Origin of the sequence: Motilibacter deserti, from assembly GCF_011250635.1 — a bacterium.
Lineage (GTDB): Bacteria > Actinomycetota > Actinomycetes > Motilibacterales > Motilibacteraceae > Motilibacter_A > Motilibacter_A deserti.
This window is the reverse complement of sequence record NZ_JAANNP010000156.1, coordinates 1-3,323: the sequence shown is the minus strand read 5'-3', so window position 1 is coordinate 3,323 and position 3,323 is coordinate 1. Positions and strand designations below refer to the sequence as shown.

Annotated in this window: 1 protein-coding gene and 2 pseudogenes; all 3 read left to right on the top strand. The window is 72.8% G+C overall.

The features are described 5' to 3' along the window. Positions 1-897, top strand: a pseudogene (locus G9H71_RS21655) (hypothetical protein); the annotation flags it as partial. Between the two features lie 151 nt (positions 898-1,048). After that, positions 1,049-2,524 (top strand): M20/M25/M40 family metallo-hydrolase, encoded by a 1,476-nt coding sequence (locus G9H71_RS21650; RefSeq protein ID WP_166284842.1) that lies wholly within the window; start codon positions 1,049-1,051, stop codon positions 2,522-2,524. Between the two features lie 148 nt (positions 2,525-2,672). After that, positions 2,673-3,323: pseudogene (locus G9H71_RS21645) on the top strand (hypothetical protein); the annotation flags it as partial.

The window sequence follows — 3,323 nt, the reverse complement described above, 5'->3', positions numbered from 1 at the left end:
GCCGGCCTCGTGCAGCCCGTGGCGCGCGGCCTGGCCGGGGTCGAGGCGGGGCTCTCGCTGTGGGTGCCGCTGCCGCGTGGAGCGCGCGCTGCCCCGCACGCGGCGACGTACGAGGGCGCTCTCGCGGTGCCGCGCGGGCTGCTGCCGGCCGGGTCGCCCGTGCTCGCGCCGGGCGGGCGGGCGCAGGCCGGTGACTTCGTGGCCCCGGCCGGCGTCGCGGACCTGCTGCGCGGTGTCGACCGTCGCCAGCGCCGCTCGGCGGGCGCCGTCCCCGGTGAGATCGGCGTGCGCCGCCTGCGCGCGCCCGACGGCACGGTGAGGTACGTCGTGGAGCTGCCCGGCACGGAGTCGTGGGCGCTGCGACCCGGCGCGCGGGTGCGGGACCTCGCCACGAACGTGCACGCGGTGACGGGGCGGGACACCGCGTACGCCCACGGCGTGGTCGCCGCCCTGGAGGCGGCCGGTGTGCCGGCGGACGCTCCGGTGCTGCTCGTCGGGCACAGCCAGGGCGGGCTGGTGGCTGCCACGATCGCGGCGGACGAGGCCGTCCGGCGCAGGTTCCGCATCGCCGCCGTGGTCACGGCGGGCGCTCCCCTGGGCCGGCTGCCGGCCCCTCGCGGGGTTCCTGTGCTCGCCTTGGAGAGCCGCGCCGACCTCGTCCCCGCCCTCGACGGGCGGCACAACTCTGCCGGGCGCGACCTCACGACGGTCAGGTTCGACGGGCCGCGCGGCTCGGTCGGGGGCAACCACGCGCTCGACGTGTACGTCCGGGCGGCCGAGCACCTCCCGCATCGCAATCCGTCCGTGGCCGGCTGGGAGCGAGCCGCAGCAGGGTTCTTCACGCCCGGCTCGTCCGCGCAGCAGGAGCGTTATGCCGTGCAGCGGGCGCCGGGCTGACATCGGTCGATGACGAAATCAAAAGTTCACATCCGGGACAGATCCAATATTGACCAGAAAAGACCGGCTGTGGTGGGGTGTGGGCTCTCCCGCCTCGGGAGCGAGGACGTACCAATCGCGGAGGATCGCTGTGCCCATCTCGGAGGACGGAATGCAGCCGGGCGCGACGGGGGCGGGCGGGGAGCCGCCGGCTTCGCGACGCGCGTTCCTGACGCGGTCCGCCGTCGTGGCCGCCGGGCTCGTCGGCTCGCAGCTGCCGGCGCAGGCCGCGCACGCCGCGGACGAGCCCGACCCCGAGCTGCCGTGGAGTGCGACGGTCGACTGGCCGGACGGCCCGGGCAAGAAGATCCGCGCACAGAAGCCCGACAACGACCTGCGCGCGATGCTCGCCGAGATCGACCCGGCGCGCATCGAGGCCATCGTGCGCAAGCTCGTGTCGTTCGGCACCCGCCACACGCTGTCGGTGCAGGACGACCCCGTACGCGGGATCGGCGCCGCACGCGACTGGATCTTCGCCGAGCTCAGCCGGTACGCGGCGGCGTCGGGCGGCCGGATGACCGTGCAGGTCCAGTCCTACCTGCAGCAGCCGGCCTCACGGGTGCCGGTGCCGACGGTCATCAGCAACGTGATCGCGACGATGCAAGGCTCACGGCAGCCGCAGCGGGTCTACGTGGTGTCGGGCCACTACGACTCGCGGGTGACCAACGTCCTCGACGCGACGAGCGACTCGCCCGGCGCGAACGACGACGCGTCCGGCGTGGCCGCCGTCATGGAGATGGCCAGGATCATCGCGACGAAGGACCCGGACGCCACGATCCTGTTCGCAGCGGTCGCGGGCGAGGAGCAGAACCTCTACGGCTCGACCTACATGGCCACGCAGCTCAAGGCGGCCGGCGTCGACGTCCAGGCGATGCTCAACAACGACATCATCGGGTCGAGCACAGGCGATGACGGCAAGCGCGAGCGCTACACCGTGCGCTGCTTCGTCCAGGGCATCCCGCCGAGCGAGAGCGCGTCGCGGGCCGCGACCAGGCGGTCCATCGGCGGGGAGAACGACTCGCCGGCACGCCAGCTCGGGCGGTTCATCTCCGAGGTGGCCCAGAACAAGAGCACCGGAATGTCAGTTCGCATGATCTACCGGCTCGACCGTTATCTGCGCGGCGGCGACCACACGCCGTTCCTCGAGCAGGGCTATCCCGCCGTGCGGTTCACCGAGCCGAACGAGGACTTCGCCCACCAGCACCAGGACCTGCGCACGGAGAACGGCGTCGTCTACGGCGACCTGCCCGAGTTCTGCGACTGGGACTACATCGCGCGCGTGGCCCGGGTGAACCTCGCGACGCTCTGGTCGCTGTCGCAGGCACCGGGAATGCCGGTCAACGTCCGGATCCTCACGTCGAACCTCAGCAACGACACCATCCTCACGTGGACGTTGGACGGGAGTGGCGTGACCGAGGGCTACGAGATCGTGTGGCGGCCGACGAACGAGCCGCTGTGGACGCACGCCATCGAGGTGGGGATGGTGAACCGGGTCACGGTCGACCTGTCCAAGGACAACGTGGTCTTCGGCGTCCGGGCGATCGGGCGCAAGGGGCTGCGCAGCCCGGCGGTCTTCCCGTTCCCGTAGGTCAAGGATCTCCGGGCCTCGCATCGCCTGCACGAGCCAGGCGTGCACGCGGCGGGCGTTCGGGCATCTCGACGCCGAATGAGACGGCCGTCTCGCGCTTCGGGCACCCGGGGCGACGGGACGGCCGTCTACTCATAGGGTGCGGCCCATGGCCGAGCCCACCACGCCCCGCTCCTGCGTCGTCCTCGGCTGCGGGCGCAGCGGGACGAGCCTGCTCAGCGGACTGCTCGCCGGGTCCGGCTATCACCTCGGCCGGACCCTGCTGCGTGCCGACCAGTCGAATCCCAAGGGCTACTTCGAGTCCGGACGCATCAACGGCATCAACGAGCGGCTGCTCGCGCCCCACACCAACGACGTCCTGCGCGCCCCCGACGGCCGCCCGCTCGCCGCCCGGCCGCTGCGCGAGGGCGAGCGGTGGCTCGCCGCGCTGCCCGCCGACGTCACGATCGAGCGCCCGGACGAGCTCGTCGACGAGCTGCAACTGCCGCCCACCGACGGCCCGACCGCGCGCAAGGACCCGAGGTTCTCCTGGACGCTGCCCGCATGGGACCCCGCATTGGCTGACTCGGTCCGCGTGTGCGTCTTCCGCGATCCGACCGCCACGGCGCGCAGCATCGTGACAATGACGGACCAGGGCGACCTGGGCCTCGGCGTCGAGGGGGCGCTGGCCATCTGGGCGGCGAACTACCGCCGCGCACTGCACCTTGCCGATACCGAGACGACGGCCAGCGGGACGGCCGGCCTGGAGACCGCGGGCGACGGCGCGCGGCGGCGGTGGGTCTTCGTCTACTACGCCGCC

Bases quoted from the DNA above. Each gene is read 5' to 3' on its own strand.
- G9H71_RS21650 (WP_166284842.1), top strand. From the start codon at position 1,049: ATGCAGCCGGGCGCGACGGGGGCGGGCGGGGAGCCGCCGGCTTCGCGA.